This window comes from Mesorhizobium sp. P2_A12 (assembly GCF_056405075.1).
Genome location: NZ_JBFUCU010000008.1, coordinates 88,299 through 104,526 on the forward strand (window position 1 = coordinate 88,299; position 16,228 = coordinate 104,526).

15 protein-coding genes are annotated in these 16,228 nt (G+C 60.0%); 9 read left to right on the plus strand and 6 right to left on the minus strand.

Annotation, left to right across the window (positions count from 1 at the left end; genetic code table 11):
- Positions 1 to 4 precede the first annotated feature (4 nt).
- The 4 genes from AC1DZU_RS18985 to galE all read left to right on the plus strand — a co-directional run bounded on the left by AC1DZU_RS18985 (position 5) and on the right by galE (position 3,685).
- Positions 5 to 475, plus strand: a complete 471-nt coding sequence (locus tag AC1DZU_RS18985; protein ID WP_477287239.1) for a carboxymuconolactone decarboxylase family protein — start codon at positions 5 to 7, stop codon at positions 473 to 475.
- Between the two features lie 246 nt (positions 476 to 721).
- Complete coding sequence (locus tag AC1DZU_RS18990) at positions 722 to 1,006, plus strand: hypothetical protein (protein WP_477287241.1); 285 nt, start codon at positions 722 to 724, stop codon at positions 1,004 to 1,006.
- 562 nt (positions 1,007 to 1,568) lie between these two features.
- Positions 1,569 to 2,609 (plus strand): UDP-glucuronic acid decarboxylase family protein, encoded by a 1,041-nt coding sequence (locus AC1DZU_RS18995; protein WP_477287243.1) that lies wholly within the window; start codon positions 1,569 to 1,571, stop codon positions 2,607 to 2,609.
- Positions 2,606 to 3,685, plus strand: a complete 1,080-nt coding sequence (galE, locus tag AC1DZU_RS19000; protein ID WP_477287245.1) for a UDP-glucose 4-epimerase GalE — start codon at positions 2,606 to 2,608, stop codon at positions 3,683 to 3,685. The genes AC1DZU_RS18995 and galE overlap by 4 nt, the downstream gene beginning before the upstream one ends.
- Here galE and AC1DZU_RS19005 read toward each other — a convergent pair.
- From AC1DZU_RS19005 to AC1DZU_RS19015, 3 genes are all read right to left on the minus strand, one after another.
- The gene (locus AC1DZU_RS19005) at positions 3,639 to 4,049 is read right to left on the minus strand and encodes a hypothetical protein (protein WP_477287247.1); all 411 of its coding nucleotides are present in this window, start codon (positions 4,047 to 4,049) and stop codon (positions 3,639 to 3,641) included. The two genes, galE and AC1DZU_RS19005, sit on opposite strands and share 47 nt — an antisense overlap.
- A 393-nt stretch (positions 4,050 to 4,442) precedes the next feature.
- Positions 4,443 to 4,994 (minus strand): DUF995 domain-containing protein, encoded by a 552-nt coding sequence (locus AC1DZU_RS19010; RefSeq protein ID WP_477287249.1) that lies wholly within the window; start codon positions 4,992 to 4,994, stop codon positions 4,443 to 4,445.
- A 75-nt stretch (positions 4,995 to 5,069) separates the two neighbouring features.
- Positions 5,070 to 6,947 carry a glycosyltransferase family 2 protein gene (locus AC1DZU_RS19015; protein ID WP_477287251.1) on the minus strand — a complete coding sequence of 626 codons (1,878 nt, stop codon included), beginning with the start codon at positions 6,945 to 6,947 and terminating at the stop codon, positions 5,070 to 5,072.
- A gap of 626 nt (positions 6,948 to 7,573) precedes the next feature.
- On the opposite strand from AC1DZU_RS19015, the gene AC1DZU_RS19020 reads away from it, so the two are divergent.
- Both AC1DZU_RS19020 and AC1DZU_RS19025 read left to right on the plus strand, forming a co-directional pair.
- Positions 7,574 to 8,497: a glycoside hydrolase family 26 protein gene (locus AC1DZU_RS19020; protein ID WP_477287253.1), complete on the plus strand. Its 924-nt coding sequence runs from the start codon at positions 7,574 to 7,576 to the stop codon at positions 8,495 to 8,497.
- A 60-nt stretch (positions 8,498 to 8,557) separates the two neighbouring features.
- Positions 8,558 to 9,076, plus strand: a complete 519-nt coding sequence (locus tag AC1DZU_RS19025; RefSeq protein ID WP_477287255.1) for a DUF995 domain-containing protein — start codon at positions 8,558 to 8,560, stop codon at positions 9,074 to 9,076.
- 28 nt (positions 9,077 to 9,104) lie between these two features.
- On the opposite strand, the gene AC1DZU_RS19030 is transcribed toward AC1DZU_RS19025, so the two are convergent.
- The 3 genes from AC1DZU_RS19030 to AC1DZU_RS19040 are packed head-to-tail and all read right to left on the minus strand — an operon-like array spanning position 9,105 to position 11,435.
- The gene (locus tag AC1DZU_RS19030; protein WP_477287257.1) at positions 9,105 to 9,554 is read right to left on the minus strand and encodes a DNA polymerase III subunit chi; all 450 of its coding nucleotides are present in this window, start codon (positions 9,552 to 9,554) and stop codon (positions 9,105 to 9,107) included.
- A 28-nt stretch (positions 9,555 to 9,582) separates the two neighbouring features.
- Positions 9,583 to 11,073 carry a leucyl aminopeptidase gene (locus AC1DZU_RS19035; RefSeq protein ID WP_477287259.1) on the minus strand — a complete coding sequence of 497 codons (1,491 nt, stop codon included), beginning with the start codon at positions 11,071 to 11,073 and terminating at the stop codon, positions 9,583 to 9,585.
- Entirely contained in the window at positions 11,073 to 11,435 is a 363-nt protein-coding gene (locus AC1DZU_RS19040; protein WP_477287261.1) for a hypothetical protein, read from the minus strand. The genes AC1DZU_RS19035 and AC1DZU_RS19040 overlap by 1 nt, the downstream gene beginning before the upstream one ends.
- Here AC1DZU_RS19040 and lptF point away from each other — a divergent pair.
- Genes lptF through AC1DZU_RS19055 form a run of 3 tightly spaced genes read left to right on the plus strand, consistent with a single transcriptional unit; the run spans position 11,425 to position 16,144 of the window.
- Complete coding sequence (lptF, locus tag AC1DZU_RS19045) at positions 11,425 to 12,627, plus strand: LPS export ABC transporter permease LptF (RefSeq protein WP_477287263.1); 1,203 nt, start codon at positions 11,425 to 11,427, stop codon at positions 12,625 to 12,627. The two genes, AC1DZU_RS19040 and lptF, sit on opposite strands and share 11 nt — an antisense overlap.
- Positions 12,624 to 13,709, plus strand: coding sequence for an LPS export ABC transporter permease LptG (gene lptG / locus AC1DZU_RS19050; protein WP_477287417.1), 1,086 nt, complete (start codon positions 12,624 to 12,626; stop codon positions 13,707 to 13,709). The genes lptF and lptG overlap by 4 nt, the downstream gene beginning before the upstream one ends.
- The gene (locus AC1DZU_RS19055) at positions 13,709 to 16,144 is read left to right on the plus strand and encodes an LPS-assembly protein LptD (protein WP_477287265.1); all 2,436 of its coding nucleotides are present in this window, start codon (positions 13,709 to 13,711) and stop codon (positions 16,142 to 16,144) included. The genes lptG and AC1DZU_RS19055 overlap by 1 nt, the downstream gene beginning before the upstream one ends.
- The last annotated feature ends 84 nt before the right edge of the window (positions 16,145 to 16,228 follow it).

Below are 16,228 nucleotides of genomic sequence, written 5' to 3' on the forward strand. Positions count from 1 at the left end.
AACCATGTCGAAGCGTCGCATTTCCAAATCCGTGCAGTCGTCCATCCGCCGTGCGTTCCTGCTCACCGCCGCAGCCTGCGTCCTGTCGCTCGGCGCGGCTCCGGCCCATTCCGATGAATACGATGCAACCATCAAGGACATCCAGTCGACCATGGGCGGTGTTCCCAGCTTTGTGAAGCAGTTCCCCAAAGCCGGCCTGCCTGGGGCCTGGGCCGAGGTCAAGGCCATCCAACTCAGCGACAAGACAGCGCTGCCACCAAAGATCAAGTCGCTGATCTCGCTGGCGGTGGCGGCGCAGATACCTTGCAACTACTGCATCTGGTCGGACACCCAGGACGCCAAGCGCGCCGGCGCCACCGACGAAGAGATCCAGGAAGCCGTGACAATGGCTGCGCTGACCCGCCACTGGAGCACCATCTTCAACGGAATGCAGGTCGATTTCGACACGTTCAAGAAGGAAATGGGCGGGCAGTAGCATATCCCGACCCTCGAAACGGGCAGCGATTCCGGACCGATCCGGGATAGCTGGTCGCCTTGTTCCGTCGCTAATTCCTGACGGTGATGGCCCGCGGGATGCGGCCATCACTGTCTCAGGCACCCAGTCGCGCCCGGGTGTCGTTCCGCCCAGTGCCCGGTCGAGCAAACCGTGGATACGACACTCTTCCTGTGCGCTCAAAAGCCATGCTAAAATGACCGATACTCCCCTGTGAAATGTATACCTATGCGCGCATCGCCACAAAATGAGACCATTGACACGGCCTTGGCGAAGAGGTGGCCTGATGCACGAGGATTACAAGCAAAACCTGGAAAAAGCGCGAGAGCCAACTTCACCGCCGCTCAGCAATTTTTTTATCGCTTTTTGGCTTTTTGTTTTCTTTCTGTAATAGCAGGCTGTGACGCGTCATCTTTTTATCAAGCTGCATTGATGAAATATGGACATCAAAATCTTTATATTTGTAGCCCGAGCGGTTTTGGGCAACAATCCCATTGTACGCTGAAGGTCTGACGATCGCTCCAGATCGCTTAAGTCTATTTTCATTTGTATGTTTCCTGGACTATACGCTGAATTGGACCATGGGTGCCGATCCCGGCATTTCCTCGCCGTCAGGGCTTCGACATCACCTGAAAACGGCTTGCCAGGCCTGTCGACGGGTTTTTCGGCAGCGAACCAATACATTGATTCACAACGAGGATCCGCTTCCGGAATAGCGCGGGTCCGACCGGCTCATGATTAACCATTCGCGAACAGAGATGGTTAAGGATTCTCTAATTTAGTTGACTAGGATTTCCACAGGTATATTTTCAATGCGTTGGGATGTGCAATTTGGGCGAGCAATCGACGATGATGACACTGGGCGTGTGATCGCGATTTCGGGGCGCAGAGAAATGCTGAACGGCAGCATACAGATCGTGTAGCAGCACAAGCTCCGCGAGCCCAAGAACATTAGCGCACATCAATGATGGCGGTTCCGCAGATGCGGAGGTTTGCCACGTTCTGAAGGACGTGGCCGGGCAATGCTTTTGTCCCGGCCCGGCCGGTAGCGTGCGTCGGTGCGTGAGAGGAAAGCATGAGTAAGCTCATAAAGGTTCTGAAACTGGAGTCCGGGAGCAGTCAAAGGAGCGCCAATCAAAACCGAAGCCGCGCCCTGGTCGCCGGAGGTGCGGGATTTTTAGGATCGCATCTGTGTGAACGTCTTTTGCGGGACGGATATGACGTTGTCGCGCTGGACAATTTCCACACCGGCAAGAGATACAATCTCAATGCCCTTCTGCGTAATCCGAGATTCACCTGCATCGAGCACGACATCGTCAATGCGCTGCCCTTGGGTCTTCAGTTCGATGAGATCTACAATCTCGCCTGCCCAGCCTCTCCGCCGCATTACCAGGAAGACCCGATCCATACCTTCAAGACGAGCGTGCTTGGTTCACTGAACCTTCTGGAACTGGCGCGACAGAACAACGCCAAGATATTCCAGGCCTCGACGTCCGAAGTCTATGGCGACCCTTTCGTTCACCCACAGCCCGAGAGCTACTTCGGCAACGTCAATACGCACGGACCGCGGTCCTGCTATGACGAGGGCAAGCGCTCGGCCGAAACCCTGTTCTTCGACTATTCGAGAACATACGGCCTCGATATCCGCGTCGCCCGCATTTTCAACACCTATGGCCGCCGAATGCAGCCCGATGACGGGCGCGTGGTTTCGAACTTCATCGTCCAGGCGCTGCGCGGCCAAGACCTGACCGTCTATGGCAGCGGCATGCAGACGCGTTCCTTCTGCTATGCCGACGACCTGATCGAGGGCTTTGTCCGGCTGATGAATGCGCCGATTGCGCCCGCGCATCCGGTCAACCTTGGCAACCCCGGCGAGTTCACCATCATGGAACTGGCGACGCTGGTCATCAGCTATACCAACTCCCGATCGAAGATCGTGCATCGGCCTCTGCCGGTCGACGATCCCAGACAGCGCAAGCCGGACATTTCCTTTGCCAGGGCCAATCTCGGTTGGGAGCCGAAAATCAGCCTGAGCCAAGGGCTCGCGCAGACCGTCGACTATTTTGACACCCTGCTCTACGGAAGCAAACTGGTCAAAGGAGCCGCGGCGTCATGACTCGCCGGCCAATCCTGGTGACGGGTGGTGCCGGGTTCATCGGCAGCCACACCTGCAAACAGTTGGCCGGCGCCGGCTATTTGCCGGTGGTTTTCGACAATCTGAGCCGCGGCAACGAGAAATCCGTCGCCTGGGGCCCGCTTGTCGTCGGCGATATCCGGGACCGGGATGCGTTGCAGCGGGCGATGACGACGTACCGGCCGACAGCGGTCATCCACTTTGCGGCGCTGGCCTATGTCGGCGAGTCCGTTCACGAGCCGGCTGATTACTATTCGACCAATGTGACTGGCACCATCGCCGTGCTCGATGCGGCGCGCGCAAACGCCATCGACAACATCATCTTCTCCAGCAGCTGCGCAACCTACGGCGTGCCGGAAGCGTTGCCTGTTCGCGAAACGTCCTCGCAAAATCCGATCAGCCCTTACGGGCGCACCAAGCTGATGGGCGAACAGATCATCGGCGACTATGCGTCCGCATACGGAATGAAATTTGCCATCCTGCGCTATTTCAACGCTTGCGGCGCCGACCCCGACGGTGAGCTTGGTGAGTGGCATTCGCCCGAGACGCACCTGATTCCCAGAGTGCTCATGGCCGCATCAGGCATCATCGACGAGATCGAGGTTTTCGGCACGGACTACGACACGTCGGACGGCACGTGCGTAAGGGACTATATTCACGTCAGCGATCTGGCCCGCGCCCATCTGAAAGCTCTCATGCATCTCGAGGGCGGCGGACAAAGCCTGGCGGTCAACCTCGGCACTGGCCGGGGCGTGTCCATCAAGGAGATTGTCCAGGCGGTCAGCCGAGTGACGGCAAGATCGGTTCCGGCCGTCTTCAGGACCCGGCGCCCGGGAGACCCGGCGGAGCTCTACGCCGATCCGGGAAGCGCACGCGAACATCTCGGCTTTGTGCCGGAGCTTTCCGACATCGACACGATCGTCAGGACGGCCGCCCCATTCTTTGGCCTGAAGGCGAAACGGACGAGACTGCCGCCAACCAAGACGGCAGCGCCTGTCGCCGCTCGCTGGCTCAGGAATAGCGGGGGCGGCAGCTCGCGCGCTGGCCAAATCCGCTAGGGCTGCAGATATACGGCGAATTCCCCAGGAACGTGCCACCGTTGCCCGGATTGTAAGAGGCCTTCACCGGGGCCGGCGTGCGGACCTTGATCCGCTGCGGCGATGCAAAAGCGTAGGCTCTTTCAATGGTCCGCACCGCGCTCGTCATATAGACGAGAGGCTCGCTTCTGGACGAATGAGCGATGAACGGCTGGACCGCGGGTTTACTGCTAAGCGAGTGGACCATAGGCTTGACGAGGACCGAATTGGTCTTGGTTGCATCGACGCTCTGGCAACCCGAAACCATCGCGATCGCCACCGCAGCCACAATCATAAATGCACTGTTCTTGCCCGAGCGAAACGCGCCCATTGCGGAATTTTTCATTAGGTGTCCCCTGCCAAAGGCGCGTTGCGACATACTTTGCTTTCGTCGCTTTCACGCCGCGTAAGCGACTGCTCGCTACCACATACGCAGGAACATTAGACTTCACTTATTAAAATTCATGAAAACCGAATGGTGAGCTTACCGTCTGGTCGTTCTGTCGGATTTTATTAAAATGCGATCAATCGGCAGTCGGCCCGCCAACGGCACTGGCCGTACTGCTTGAAGCTCCACGATAAGCGATTCGGCAACGCCTTGACAGGCACTGACCGGAGCATCGTGCTCTCGACACAGAGACGGATCTGGATTGTTTTCTCGACCGGTCAGGATGAGTGCCGGCGCGGGGTTGCGAAAATCACTGGGTGTGTCATGGCTCGTGCCAGGTGGCAGTTCCGCTCAACCGCCGCTTTTGACCGGCGCTGGCTTCTGATCAGGGCTGATCATCTGACGCATCTTGTCGAAAGTCGCAGCGGTCGTGTCGCCGGATTTGAACTTGTCGTACTCCTGCCCGGGCTGCGCCGGCGACGCCTGGAAAACATACCAGGAACCGCTGGGATCCTTCATCTGGTATATCGTGCCGCCCAATCGGTGATGGCTGAAGCAGGTTCGCCCCTGCGAGCTACCAGCAAGCGTCTTCCATTTTGCATCCATGCATATTTTGCCATTCTTGGTGACCAGCCACCTGCCCTGGCCGATCGACGCGTTCGCGCCGCCGGTCCAGGCGCGAAGTTGGCGCCCATCCTTGGCAAAATAGGCAGCACCGTTTTCCCAGACCCATGTGCGGTCGGCATAGAGGGGAAACAGTTCCGCCGGGGTGAGCGGCTCAGCCGCGGCGACCGCCGACAAATCAACCTCTTCGGCCGACGCGGCGTTTAGGCCGCTGACCAACAGCGGCGGCGCAACAATCATCGCCAACAGGAAGCAGCGGATCGACAGGATACCAACCACAGAAGTGATCCTCCAAATGACAACGGCTGAGGGTGAGACAGGGCGCGCCAGCGTACCATCTGTCGCTTCTGTCTGTCACCGCTTCTCGTTCCAGCCAGGATCGAAGTAGAAGTTGCGGTCGCCGGTCTCGCCGCGGCCAGCGCCTGAAACCACGTAGGCGATCCTGACGATGCGAACGCTGCCGGCGCCTTGCTGCAGCCCATAGATGCCTTCCAGTCCGCGGTCGTAAAATCCCGCCGCCGGAACCGAGAGCGCAACACAGGCGAGCGATGCCTGCCAGGCGAGTTTCACACCATTGGCGCGCAGCGAAATCCTGTTCTCGACGAGGTGCCTGGTGACGATCACAACCACAAGCAGCCCGTAGATCAGCGCATTGAATGCTGCGAACCAGTAGAAGCCGGTGGAATTCGAAGGATGATCCACCAGAAGAACCGGCAAGGACGCACCAATCGCAAGCACCACATAAGGAACGATGACGCGCGCCGGCAGAAGGTCCTTGGGGCCGCTGCCCTTGGGAGTAACGCGGAAATCGACGAAGGATTTGGTCAGATAGTCGCGGATCGACGACAGCGTTCCGGCGAGCACCCATGGCCAACGAGCGAAGAACAGGAACAGCGTCCCTTCCCAGCTGAGTGTCTTGGCGGTGATCGGGCGCGAAAGCCCGAACGCCTTCAACATCATCACGAGGACGATGAGGGCAATCGAGTTCGGCGCATAGTAGAACAGGAAGTCGACATACATCACGTTGGCGAAGTTCTGGCCCGAACAGAGCGCGTATATGGGCATGACGTACATCAGAAGCGCAAATGTGGCGAACAGCGGATACCACAGCTGGCAAAACAGGAACTGAAATTTCAAGCGCGGCGGCAGCTTGGGAAGGTAGCTGGGCGAGTATTCGAGCAAGATCGTCATCAGGCTCCGCGACCACTGGAATTCCTGCGTGACAAGATCGGCAAAGGTCTGCGGGCCATCGCCATGCGCGATCGCGTCGATGGCATGCACGCCGCGCCATCCGGCCGCATTGATCAGCATCGACGTCGAATGGTCCTCGGCCAGTTCCGGGCCGAGACCACCCGCTTGCCTCAGCGCGACAGTTCGCACGGCATAGTGCGAGCCGATGCAGAGCGGAGCCCCGCCGCCCGTATGGCCGGACTGCAAGGGACCGTGAAACATCCCTTCCGGAAACAGCCTGCCGCGCGCCGACCAGCTCTCGGCGGCATTGTTGTCGCAAATGCTCGGCGCCGAGACATAGCCAACCGCGGGATCTGCGAAGGGAAACAGGATTTCCCTCAGATAGGTTGGCGTCGGCACGTGGTCCGCATCCAACTGAGCGACGAAATCATAGCGCTCGTAGCCATAATGATCGTAGAAAAATGCCAGGTTCCCCTCTTTGCAGCGCGTCCGGCGCGGCCACACCTTGCGATGATATTCTTCCCGACCACGTCGGGTCGAAATCATGACATTGTGGGCCTCGCACCAGGCGATCGTCTCCTCGGATGGGTCCTCGTCTGCCAGCCAGGTATCGTGCGGATAATCCTGCACCAGCATCGCTTCGAGCGTGCGTGCGACCACGGCAAAAGGCTCGGACGGCGCCTTGGTGACCACCATCGCGACCCGCGAATGCTCAGGGATTGCGTGAAGCTTCGACGGCTTTTTCGACGCATGCACATTCAGGAGGAAGTACAACGGCATGAGCGTGAGCCATACCAGAATGAGCGTCGCGAATGCGTATGGCCCGACATGCTCGACGTGCTCGGGCTTCAGCCACCAGAACCAGAAGAATCCGAGCGTGACGAACCAGAAGGCCAGGGCCAGTCTCAAGATCCATTGCTGGATGGCCGACAGCACGGGCACCAGAAAAGGGCCCTTCCGCGCAGTGGCGAGAGCCGTCTTAGGTCGCCGTGCCCGCCTGCTTGCATGGTCGACAATGCCTGCCTGAACGGAAGCACTCATACACTTACCCGCCGCCACTTTGGGCTCTCCGCCGACAGAATGGCTGAAAGCTCTCAAATCCCGGCGACAGAATCAGTCCGCGCTTTGTTAGAGTCAACTAAATTAAGCGTTCGTTAACCATGATTCTTGCGATCTGGTTAACCTAACACCTTGAATCGGGAAGGGAATAACCGCAACCGACGCAGCCCCCGAGATGTCGAGCCGGCAAAGTTTTCTTGTGTCGGAAATTCGCTGACGAGGTCGAGGCTTTTCGGTCGCGATCAGGCTCGAGAGCAGCGTTAACCATGTTGTGAAAGACAGGGTTAAGCAACCGTTAATTGCGCTTGACTCTCGGTCGCGAGCGGCTCTTAATTTAGCCAGGGATGATATATCGGGATATTGGCGCGAATTTGTGAGTATCGCGGCGAACCTTCTCTCAGTAACTCGTCGATGTCGGCGCCTTGAGAGATAGATAATCGTTTGGTGGGCTCTCTGCGAAGGTTCGCACGCCCGCCTATGGTCGCTCAGAAATCCCGCGGATTCCACCAGTATTGCCGATCGGTTGGGTAGTCGTGTCGATCAAGCATCGGCGCGCACGGGCGAGGCTTCAACTTCCGCAGGATGTTGAAGCTATGGGAGTATCAAACATGAAACACACAACAGCAAATGCACTTGCGATCGCGCTTGTATTGGGTGCAAGCGCCGCGTTCCCCACTGCGGGAGGCGCCGGCTCAGCAGCCACGACGGACCCCGTTCAGACGAGCAGCGCCGCATCGGCGTTCGGATCCTATGATCCCTACGGTGACTTCAGCGCCGACAAGAGCGCCAGCATCGAAGAGTTGTTCTTGCCCTGGGAAGACGTCGACCTGGCGAGCCTTCCCCTGGCCGACGCCTATGCCCTTCAGCGAAACCGGTCGCTGTTGATCACCATCGAGCCGTGGACCTGGTCGAAGGACTGGCGCATCACCCCGCCCGAACTGCGCAACGGCATATTGAGCGGAAAATATGACGCCAACATGCAGGCGATCTGCAACCTGGTGGGCGCCATGAAGAGCCCGGTAACCATTCGCTGGGCGCAGGAAATGGAGGACAAGAACGGCCGCTTTACCTGGGCCAACTGGGCTCCCAAGGACTGGATCGCCGCTTACAAGCGCGAGGTCGATATCTGCCGCAAGGCTGCCCCCGCCGCCAAATACATGTGGTCACCCAAGGGCGAAGAGGGTCTGGAAAAATACTATCCCGGCGACGACTACGTCGACGTGATCGGCCTGTCGGTGTTCGGCCTGCAGAAGAAGGACAACAACGAGACCGGCCACGACCGGACGTTCGCCGAGGCGCTCAAGCCCGGCTACGACCGCGTCGCGGGCTTCAACAAGCCGGTCGTGGTGGCGGAGCTCGGCTATGTCGGGAAGCAGGAATATGTCTCGAAATGGGAAATCGATTCCCGCAAGTCCTATTCGGAATTTCCAGCCCTGACCTCGGTCGTCTACTTCAACCAGAAGGAAGTGTGGCCGTGGCTGGGGGACTATGGACTGCCCGATTGGAGGGTTACCCAGCATATCTTGCCCTAGGGGGTGCTGTACCGGGTGTGGTGCAAAACTGGGCGTGGCGTAAAATAGTGGGGTAGGGTCGTGAAACGTGTGTTGGGGAATTGTATCGGAACGGCGCTTGCCTGTTCCATTGGTGTTTTTGCTTTCCAGCTTCCCGCGGCAGCGGCGACAGCAGCGCAAGTCGCCGAACTGGCCAGCCAAGCGGAGGCGGTGCCCGATGAGGGTATCTACCGGATGTACCAGAACCGTTCGTGGCTCTGGGGTCAAAACGGCGCTGGATTTTTTGCCGTGCAGCGCCGTCAATTCAGCGCCTGGACCTCGGACAAAGGCAAACTGGGCTACGGCGACGGCATCTGGTTCCTCCCTGGAGGAGGCAAGCTCTGCTTCCGCGCAAAATGGCACGGAGCAGGAGGTGACTCCGATGCCCTCACCTGTTTCGAGCATCGCCAGGCCGGCAGGGTGGTTTACCAGCGCAAGATTCCGGATGGCGACTGGTACGTTTTCAGGAGCTCCGATCGCAACATGGCGGACGAGTTCATGAAAGTAAAATACGGCGACTACGCCACCTGGAAACAAAACCGGATCAAGGCAAAGCCGTAGACAGGGTCACGCGCGACAAGCCGCTGGCCTACGCCTTGCGCTCCCAGCGCCGGTCCGGCGTCTGCTGCCAGTAGGTGACGGCGTGGCCGGCGTCCTTCATCGTCTTCCAGTGCCCCCGGGCCGCCTCGACCTGGGCGGCATCGTGGCCGTCGAACAGGAACACCGCACGCTCGTAGCCGCCGAGTTCGGGCGGCATGGCGCCGTCGACCAGGAAGCGGATTTTTGCCTCGTTGGGATTGCCGTCGCCGGTGGTCAACAGGATCGGCTGTTCACCGGGATAGGCCTCACGATCGGTTGCATGGGCGAGGAACGAATCGTCGCGAAAAGTCCAAAGATGCTGGTCAAGCGCATCGCGGCGTTCCTCGGTGCCGGTCTGGACCACGGCGCGCCAGCCACGGTCGATGCTGCGCTCCAGGAGGCCAGGCAGCGCATCCTCCAGCGTCGATTCGGTCAGGTGGTAGAACAGGACGTCGGCCATCGCCTCAGCCTATACCGGATGAACCCGCTTACTGCTCATAATTGTCTCGCACCAGCCGATCGAGCAGCCTGACGCCGAAACCGGAACCCCAGGACTGGTTGATCTCGTTCGATGGCGAGCCCATCGCCGTGCCGGCGATGTCGAGATGCGCCCAGGGGGTCTCCTTGACGAAACGCTGCAGGAATTGCGCGGCGATGATGGCACCGCCATAGCGGCCGCCAATGTTCTTCATGTCGGCATTCTTGGAATCGATCAGCTTGTCGTATTCGGCGCCGAGCGGCATGCGCCACAGCCGCTCCTGCGTCGCCTGCCCCGCTGCCGTCAGCCTTTGCGCCAATTCGTCATTGTTGGAAAACAGCCCGGCATAGTGCTGGCCGAGCGCCACCATGATGGCGCCGGTCAGCGTCGCCAGATTGACCATGAATTTCGGCTGGAACCGGTCGTTGCAGTACCACAGCGCGTCGGCCAGCACGAGGCGGCCTTCGGCGTCAGTGTTGAGCACCTCGATGGTTTGCCCTGACATCGAAGTGACGATGTCGCCGGGGCGCTGGGCATGGCCGTCGACGGCGTTCTCGACAAGGCCGATGACGCCGACGACATTGGCCTTCGCCTTGCGCGCGGCCAGCGCATGCATCAGGCCGGTGACGGCGGCGGCACCGCCCATGTCGCCCTTCATGTCCTCCATGCCGGAGGCCGGCTTCATTGAATTGCCGCCGGTGTCGAACGTGACGCCCTTGCCGACGAACGCAACCGGGCTGTCCTTTGGCTTGCCGCCGTTCCACTGCATGATCGCCATGCGGGCGCCGCGCGGCGAGCCCTGCGCGACACCGAGCAGCGAGCCCATGCCGAGCTTCTTCATCTCCTTCTCGGTCAGGATCTCCACCTTGACGCCGAGCGCCTCGAGTTCCTTGGCGCGGGCGGCGAACTCGACGGGCCCAAGCACGTTTGCCGGTTCGTTGACTAGGTCACGCGCCAGAAGCACGCCGTCCATCACTGCCTCGGCGTCAGCGAAGGCCTTCTTCGCAGCGGCCGGAGCGGCGGTGTGGATGGTGACCTTGACCGGCCTTTTCGGCTCGGTCTCGTCCTTGTCCTTCCTGGTCTTGTACTTGTCGAAGGCATAGCTGCGCAGAAGAATGCCTGCAGCGAGGCTTGCCGCCTCCTTGCCGCTCGGCGAGGCGCCGACCATTTCAAGCACCACGGCCACGTCGGTCGCCTTGCGCAGCGACCCGACAATGGTGCCGCCAAGCTTCAGCCACGCATATTCGTCGAGCCCCGACACCTTGCCGGCGCCGATCGCCACCAGCCTGTCGAGCGACGCTCCTTCGGGCGCCAGAACTTCGACGGTGCTGGCGTACTTGCCCGTGAATTCGGCGACCGGAAAGGCCCGCTCCAATGTCTTGCCCGGATCGCAAGCCTTGGCGGCATCGCTCAGGCCGCCCTCATCCGCCGACAGCACGAAGACCGTGCCATTCTTGGGCGCGGAAAATTTGGCGAAGGCGATCGACGGTCTTTGGCTCATCATGTCCTGCTTTCGAAAAATGCGTAGCTTTTGGGGAAGTGGTTCGAAGCGATGCGCGACATTTGGTCGTTTTCCCGCATTTGGCAAGACTTTGCCAAATTCGCACCCCATATGACCAACGGAATCGATGGTGATTCTTCGCGGCACGGCCCCGCTTTTTGCCGCAACTTGTTGTTAACCATCGATGTTTTCCCTTTCTTATCCATTGCCGCCGACACTCCGACCGCCGGGGCGCGCGCAATGTGGGACGGAACCGGATCGACCATCCATGGAGCCAGTTGTGCAGGCGCCGCCGGACAGCTACCTTGTGCGGTGGCATGATGCCGTTCGAGAAAATCGAGAAAAGCCTTCATGAAGGTCATTGAACGCTACATCATGCGCCGCGCTCTCGTGGTCTTCCTGGCTGCGCTGGTGTGGACGCTGGCCATCGTTTGGACGACGCAGGTGCTGGCCAAGATCGACCTGGTCACCGACAGCGGCCAGTCGTCGCTGACCTTCTTCGAGGTGGCCGCTCTCATCCTCCCCTCCATCATCCCGATCGTCGTGCCCTTTGCCGTGGTGGTGGCGGTGGCACAGACACTCAGCGTCATGAATTCGGATTCCGAGCTCGCCGTCGTCAACGCCGCGGGCGCCTCGCGCTGGACGATCGTGCGGCCGATCATGCTTCTGGCACTCGCGGCCAGCGTCTTTTCCTTTGCCGTCGACAATGGCATCGACCCTTATGCACGGCAGAAGAACCGGGCCTTGGTGGCGGCGTCGCACGCGGATCTGTTGTCGCTGATCATCCAGGAAGGCACCTTCCGCAAGATCGAGGATGGGCTGTTCCTGCAGATCGGCGAGCGGCTTCCCGACAATCGTCTGGGCGGCATCTTCGTCGCGGATTCGCGCGAAGAAGGGGTCAACCTCGTCTACTACGCCAAGACCGGCAGCATCATCGAACGCGGCGGCGAAAAGGTGCTGATGATGAATGATGGCGTCATCCATCGCAAAACACTGACCGGCGACCTTTCGGTCATCCGCTTCACATCCTACGCCTTCGACATGTCGGCCTTCATGGCGGCCGCCTCGGAGGTGACGCTGCTGCCGAAGGACCAGACGACGCAGTACCTGCTCAATCCAAACCCCAACGACAAGAACTACCAGCAAATCCCGCTTGAATACCGGGCCGAGCTCAACCAGCGGTTTTCGGAATGGACCTATTCCATCGTCTTCGCACTGATCGCGCTCGCGGTCGCCGGGGACGCGCGCTCGCACCGCGAGGCACGCGTCAATCCACTGATCACGGCGATTTCAGTATCGCTGTTCGTGCGCTGGCTGGGCTTCTTTGCCGCCAGCAAGGCCGATGAGGTTCCGCAATATGCCTACATGGTCTACGGCGTGCCCATCGTGGCTTCGGCGGTGGCGATCTGGTTCATCGTCTCAAATCGGACCTTGGAACTGCCGATAGCCTGGGCGGACTGGATGACCAACTTCGCCACCCGCATCGGTGACAGCTGGAACGCGCTGAAACTGCGCATGTCCGGGCGCGGCACTTCAGGGCAAGGGGTCAGCTGATGGGCTGGACGCTGGGCCGATATTTCTTCTTCCGTTACGTGACGATCACCGTCTGGTTCTTCATCGGCCTCCTGGCGCTGGTGTTCCTGATCGATTTCACCGAGCTTTCCGGCCGCACCACCGGCCTGCCCGGCTTCACCTACGGGACGGCGGTGGCCATTTCCGGGCTGCGGATGCCGATGATCATGCTGCAGACGGTCCCGTTTGTCGGCCTCTTCTCGGCGATGGCGACACTGGTGTCGCTCAACCGGCGCTACGAACTGGTCATCGCGCGTTCCGCCGGCGTTTCGGCCTGGCAATTCCTGTTGCCGTGCTGCATCGGAGCGTTGCTGTTCGGCGTCCTGTCGGTCGGCGTCATCAATCCACTCGCCGCGCACGCCTTTTCCTGGTCAGAGCAGATCGAAACCGAGCTCCGCTCCGGCAAATCGAACACGGTTTCGGCCGATGCCGCACCCTGGATCCGGCAGAAAACCAGCTCCGGGGACACCATCATCGGCGCGCGAGCGATCCTCAACCAAGGCCTCGAGATGGCCGATGTCGTCTTTTTCATTCTCGACCCGCAAGGCAACATTGTCGAGCGCAAGGATGCCGCGCGCGCCTTCCTGCGCGACGGCTATTGGGAATTGCAGGACGTCAGGACGTTCCAGAACGGCACGATCCAGGCAGCGACAAACGATCGCGTGCCGACCAATCTGAAGCCCGAATTCGTGCAGGAGCGGCTGGCGCGCCCCGAAACCATTCCTTTTTATGATCTGCCCGGAAAGATCGAGGTTGCCCGCTCCTTCGGCCTCAAGGCAAATGCCTTTGCCATGCAGTTTGATTCGCTGGTGGCGTTGCCGTTCCTTCTCGTCGCCATGACGCTGATTGCGGCAACGGTTTCAATGCGATTTGCTAGGATGGGACAGTCAGCGACGATGATTCTGGGTGGCATCGTCGCCGGCTTTCTGCTTTATGTCGTTTCGGTTCTGGTGAAGGCATTCGGCGTGGCGGGATTTGTGCCGACTGTCGTAGCCGCCTGGGTCCCGGTCGTGGTGGCTATGTTCTTCGGGGTAACTTTCCTGCTATACAAGGAAGACGGCTAGTGAGGGAGGCGTTTTTGCCCAGCAACAGGCAGGCCGGTTTGGCGCGCCTCTATGCGGCTAGCGCCTTGGCGTGCCTGCTTGCCTGCGCCGTGCCGATGACCGCGCTTGCGCAGGACGTCAGCGACATGGCGGCCACGGTTCCGTCCGGCTCGCAGATGCTGCTGGCGGCCGACACGCTGGTCTACAACAACGACAACCAGACGGTGACCGCCGTCGGTGGCGTGCAGATTGACTACGGCGGCAATCGCCTTGTCGCCCAGCGGGTCGAATACAACCGCAACACCAAGCGGATGGTCGCCAGCGGCAATGTCGAGGTCGTCAACAGCGACGGCACCAAGATCAATTCGGAACATATCGACATCACCGATGATTTTGCCGACGGCTTCGTCAACGCTTTGCGCGTCGAAACGATCGATAAGGCCTATTTTGCCGCCGAAAGCGCCGAGCGCATGGGCGGTGTGCTGACCACGTTCCACAATGGCGTCTACACCGCCTGCGAACCGTGCGAGGACAAGCCCAACAAGGCGCCGACATGGCGCGTCAAGGCCAGGAAAATCATCTGGAACGGCGAGAAGAAGACGGTTCGCTTCGAGAATGCGAATTTCGAGTTCTTCGGCTTCCCGCTTGCCTACCTGCCCGCGTTTGAGATTGCCGACCCGACAGTGAAGCGCAAGAGCGGCTTCCTGATCCCCAGCATCGTCTACAAGAGCGATCTCGGCGTCGGCGTAAAGGTTCCCTATTATTTCGCCTTGTCACCGACCTACGACCTGACCGTCACCGGCACCGGCTACACCAAGCAAGGCTTCCTCGGTGAGGCCGAGTGGCGCCAGCGCTTCAACAATGGTCAGTACAGTTTGAAGATTGCCGGAATTCAGCAGCGGGATCCTGATGCCTTCCTGGACACGGATGCATTCCCAGCCACTGCTGGCCACAACATCAATTCGGGTGAAGTTGGCGATCCGAACAAATTCCGCGGCATGATGGGCACCCAGGGGCAGTTCGCCATCAATCCGCGCTGGAATTTCGGCTGGGATGTGCTGCTGCAGACCGACAAGAACTTCTCGAACACCTACGGCATCGACAAGTACGGCAGCAGCGTCCACCAGTCGTCGGTCTACCTGACGGGTCTCAACGGCCGCAACTATTTCGACCTGCGCGCCATGCACTTCGAGGTGCAGGAAGATACGCCCAACAGCAATATCTCCGCACGCAGCAATCAACAGCCCTGGGTGCTGCCGACGCTCGACTACGCCTATATTCCCGACATGTCGCCGGCCGGCGGTCAGTTGTCACTCAATGCCAACGCGCGCGTCATCCGCCGCGACGATCTCGATCAGACCTACTTCACCCCCTACACACCGGCGTCGGGTGTCCAGCGTGTCCGCGGCATCGAAGGCGAATCCGGACGTCTCACCACCGAGGCCGAGTGGAAGCGGTCCTTCGTCACCGATAATGGGCTGGTGCTGACGCCATTGCTCGCGCTGCAGGGCGATGTCGACTACGTCAACGCGTCATCGGCTTCGCTTGCCGCAGTCAACCAGATGGCAACGAATTTGGGCCAGCAGGACGATATGCGTTCCTCGTTTGCTCGTTTCATGGCGACCGCCGGGCTCGAAATGCGCTGGCCGGTGCTGTTTTCGGCTGCCAATTCGAGCCATCTGGTCGAGCCGATGGCACAGGTCTTCATGCGCCCGAACGAGCAATATGTCGGCGGGCTTGCGGTTCCCAATGAAGACGCGCAAAGCATGGTCTTCGACGCGACCACGTTGTTCGAACGCGACAAGTTCTCCGGCTACGACCGTGCCGAAGGCGGTTCGCGCGCCAATGTCGGCCTGCGCTATTCCGGCTCCTACAACAATGGCTGGGGCACCAATGCCATTTTTGGCCAATCCTATCAGATTGGTGGCGAGAATTCCTTCGCCGCGCCGGATCTGGTCAATGTCGGCGCCTTTTCGGGCCTCGACAACACCAAGTCGGACTATGTCGGCCTGTTTGGCGTCAACAGCCCCAATGGCTTTGCTGCCTCGGTTAGCGGCCGGTTCGACGAACAGACTTTTGAAATGCGCCGCGGCGAGCTAAAGGCCGCCTATACCGGCCTGCCGGTATCGCTGACGGCCAAATACGCCTTCATCCAGGCACAGCCGCTTTACGGTTTCACGACCGACCGCCACGAAGTCACGCTTGGTGCATCGACGCATCTCGCCGAGAACTGGCGCGTCTTCGGGACCGGAACCTACGATTTGCAGGAAAGCCTGCTGGTCAGGGACGGCGTCGGCTTCGCCTACAACGACTCCTGCTTCACCTATCTGATGACGTACTCGCAGTCGCGCGACCTGAACACCAGGGAGGTGTCGCAGACCATCGGCTTCAACCTGTCGTTCCGTACCCTCGGCGATTTCGGCTCGTCGAGCAGCGCCATCGACTCGATCCAATAACAGTCGGCGACATCGTTTCGCCGCATAGGGCTGGCACGGATTTCGTGCACCCGGAACGCATGAATTGGGCGGAACCGGGATAGA

Coding starts and splice junctions, on each gene's coding strand:
- lptF (WP_477287263.1), top strand. CDS start 11,425: ATGAAGGTCATTGAACGCTACATCATGCGCCGCGCTCTCGTGGTCTTC.
- AC1DZU_RS18990 (WP_477287241.1), top strand. CDS start 722: ATGCGCGCATCGCCACAAAATGAGACCATTGACACGGCCTTGGCGAAG.
- AC1DZU_RS19015 (WP_477287251.1), bottom strand. CDS start 6,947: ATGAGTGCTTCCGTTCAGGCAGGCATTGTCGACCATGCAAGCAGGCGG.
- galE (WP_477287245.1), top strand. CDS start 2,606: ATGACTCGCCGGCCAATCCTGGTGACGGGTGGTGCCGGGTTCATCGGC.
- AC1DZU_RS18985 (WP_477287239.1), top strand. CDS start 5: ATGTCGAAGCGTCGCATTTCCAAATCCGTGCAGTCGTCCATCCGCCGT.
- AC1DZU_RS18995 (WP_477287243.1), top strand. CDS start 1,569: ATGAGTAAGCTCATAAAGGTTCTGAAACTGGAGTCCGGGAGCAGTCAA.
- AC1DZU_RS19020 (WP_477287253.1), top strand. CDS start 7,574: ATGAAACACACAACAGCAAATGCACTTGCGATCGCGCTTGTATTGGGT.
- AC1DZU_RS19030 (WP_477287257.1), bottom strand. CDS start 9,554: ATGGCCGACGTCCTGTTCTACCACCTGACCGAATCGACGCTGGAGGAT.
- AC1DZU_RS19035 (WP_477287259.1), bottom strand. CDS start 11,073: ATGAGCCAAAGACCGTCGATCGCCTTCGCCAAATTTTCCGCGCCCAAG.
- AC1DZU_RS19005 (WP_477287247.1), bottom strand. CDS start 4,049: ATGAAAAATTCCGCAATGGGCGCGTTTCGCTCGGGCAAGAACAGTGCA.
- AC1DZU_RS19040 (WP_477287261.1), bottom strand. CDS start 11,435: ATGACCTTCATGAAGGCTTTTCTCGATTTTCTCGAACGGCATCATGCC.